General features: G+C 57.4%; 2 protein-coding genes. Both read left to right on the plus strand.

Annotated elements, in window-relative coordinates:
* The first annotated feature begins 364 nt into the window (after nt 1-364).
* On the plus strand, nt 365-1,090 hold the full coding sequence (locus tag ABSE61_RS36760) for a DUF2306 domain-containing protein (protein ID WP_423876049.1): 726 nt from the start codon (nt 365-367) through the stop codon (nt 1,088-1,090).
* 298 nt (nt 1,091-1,388) lie between these two features.
* The coding region (locus ABSE61_RS36765) for a serine/threonine-protein kinase (RefSeq protein WP_423876050.1) at nt 1,389-3,137 on the plus strand (1,749 nt) is incomplete at its 3' end.

Consider the following 3,137-nt stretch of genomic DNA (forward strand, 5'->3'; position numbering starts at 1 on the left):
TATTTTCTTGGATATTTTGGCGTGCAATTCCTGCTGCCGCCCAAATCGTATCCCAGCGATTTGCCGGAACACGCCGAGGACAAGTAGAGGCTGCATCAGTAGTCAAAGATTTTCAGCGGGAAGCACGAATCGAGGAAGCCCAACTCTTGTAATCGGGCGATTAGAGGTTTTGACGCTGGTCAAGATAGCTCGGCTTCGATGAAAAGTGAGCAATCTTGAACAGACGTGCAGGGTGTCCTGACTGCTAACATCGCTGCGGTACGGGGGATTCCTGCATGTACAGGGCGAGTCTATTGCTTAGATTGCCGAGTCGTGACCTCTTCGGCCGTGGTAGCAATCGCAAGTGCTCAACCGACGTGGAAGCATGCGACTCCCGCTCTTAATCCTGCACATTTTGGGTGGCACGGTTGGTCTGCTGGCCGGCACCTTGGCCATGGCCGTCCGTAAAGGCAGCCGTCTGCATCGCGCCTCTGGAAACGTCTTCACCATCGCGATGGTGACATTGGCCTCCAGCGCCCTCTGGCTCGCCATCATGAAATCGCAGCGGGGCAACATCATCGGCAGCATTGTCACCTTCTACATGATCACCACAGCGTGGCTCGCCGGTCGCCGCAGGAACATAGGCCGGTCTGACTGGGCCGCGCTCCTGGTCGGCCTCGGGGGAGCAGCCGCCGTCATCACGCTCGGCGTCCAGAACCTCCACCACCCCGACAAAAACGCGCCCGCAGGCATGAGCTTCTTCTTCGGCGTCGTCCTCCTGCTCGCCGCCGCTGGAGACGTTCGTATGCTAGCTAGGGGAGGCATCGCTGGCCGACAGCGCATCACGCGTCACCTCTGGCGCATGTGTTTTGGATTATTTATTGCCACGGGATCTTTTTTCTTAGGCCAACAACAAGTCTTTCCGGCTTTCCTGCGCGGCTCGATCTTCCTGACCGTCCTCGCGCTCCTGCCATTTCCCCTGATGATCTATTGGCTGTTCCGCGTTCGCTTCAGCAAGGCTTACAGAGCGGGGCCACCACCCATGCCAATGGCCATGGGCCCCTTGAAGGCTTGCGATCTCCACATTCCCTCGGAGACATTCGCGCCCTGACGGTTGAAGCCAATAACATGGAATCGTAAGGTTTTTGTGCGGCTAACCAAGGCTATCGCTTGCTCCGGATTGACAGGCCGTTCCCAAAGCCAGCGTGCGCGTACTTTTTCCTCAGCCTTTCCCTGTCGTGCCATAGGCCTTTGAAAGCGATGCGCGGCGCGGCTGAGCCATGAAGCATTGGCACGCAGTGTACAACTCTCAATGCGCGTTATGGCGATGTTAACGGCAATAAGCGTGAGCTCGCCAACCCCATGGCGTTCGTTGACTTGCCGGTTTCGCAGACGTAAGATTCGCGCCAGTGATCGGCCAAACTATCTCGCACTACCGCGTCATCGAGAAACTGGGTGGCGGCGGGATGGGTGTGGTCTATAAGGCCGAGGATATTTTGCTCGGCCGTTTCGTTGCCCTGAAATTTTTACCTGAGGACGTAGCCCAAGACCCGCAGGCATTGGAACGCTTTCGCCGCGAGGCGCGGGCTGCGTCTGCCCTGAACCATCCCAATATCTGCACGATTCATGAGATCGGAAAGCAAGATGGTCAAGCGTTCATCGTCATGGAATTTCTGGAAGGGATGAACCTGAAAGATCGGGTTGGCGGAAAGGCTTTAGAAATCGAGACAGTGATGTCGCTCGGCATTGAGATCACAGATGCGCTCGATGCTGCCCACGCCGCTGGCATCGTCCATCGCGACATTAAGCCCGCGAACATCTTCGTCACCAAACGAGGACGCGCCAAGATTCTCGACTTTGGCTTAGCCAAAGTGACACCGGTTCTCACCCACTCGCAGCCGGCGGACGCGACGGCCCAGCCGACCGCAAGCATTGAAGAGCGCCTGACCACTCCGGGAACGGCGGTGGGAACGGTTGCCTATATGTCCCCGGAGCAAATACGGACCAAAGAGCTGGATGCGCGCACGGATTTGTTCTCGTTTGGTGTGGTGCTGTACGAGATGGCAACCGGGGTGTTGCCCTTCCGCGGAGGAAGCACAGGAGTGATTTTCGAGTCTATCCTGACCCGAACACCGGTTCCTCCGGTGCGGCTGAATCCCGATGTACCCCCGGAACTGGAGCGGATCATCAACAAGTCGCTGGAGAAAGATCGGAACCTGCGCTATCAGCATGCTTCTGATGTGCGAACCGACTTACAACGGATACAGCGCGATTCGGATTCAAATCGTAGCGCAGGCTCTTCAGGGTCGACCGAGTTGAAGCCCGCGAGGAAATTGACTCGATGGGGTGCGCTGGCGGGCGCAACCGCGCTGGTCATTGGACTGGCTGTGAGTGGCTGGGCGTTTTTCTCCCGCAAGGCACATGCACTGACCGATAAGGACACGATTGTCCTCGCCGATTTCGTCAACACGACAGGCGACGCTGTTTTTGACGGCACCCTGCGCCAGGGGCTCGCCGTCCAACTGGAGCAATCACCCTTTCTGAAAATCATGGATGACGAGGAGATGCAACAAGACCTGCGGTTGATGAGCCTTGCTCCCGCGAGCCATATAACAAACCAGGTCGCGAATGACATCTGCGTGCGGGATGGAGCCGCGGCCACGATCGACGGCACCATCGCGAGCCTGGGTAAAAACTATGTCATCACGCTACAGGCAACGACTTGTCCGGACGGCGCCGCGCTGGCTCGGGAACAGATTCAGGCGGACGACAAGGAGCACGTGTTGAATGCGTTGGGAACCGCCGCCACGGACATGCGAGCCAAGCTGGGAGAGTCGCTCAACTCGATCCAGAAGTTGAATCGTCCGCTCGAACAAGCCACCACTCCATCGCTAGAAGCTCTGCAGAACTACACCGCGGGTTATTCCGCGATGGAGCAGGGCCAATTTCTAGCCGCTGTCCCGTTGTTTGAGCGCGCCATTACACTCGATCCGAAATTCGCAATGGCTTACTTCATGCTCGGCATCGCGTTCAACAATGCCGGGGACATAGAGCGCAGCCGGGAATACACACAAAAAGCTTTCGGCCTGATCGACCGAGTTTCCGAATTTGAGCGCGACCTGATCGCGGCTACCTACTACTCGTATGATGGCCAGTCT

This window comes from Bradyrhizobium sp. (assembly GCF_049519115.1).
Taxonomy (GTDB): domain Bacteria; phylum Pseudomonadota; class Alphaproteobacteria; order Rhizobiales; family Xanthobacteraceae; genus Bradyrhizobium.

Bases quoted from the DNA above. Each gene is read 5' to 3' on its own strand.
- ABSE61_RS36760 (WP_423876049.1), top strand. From the start codon at position 365: ATGCGACTCCCGCTCTTAATCCTGCACATTTTGGGTGGCACGGTTGGT.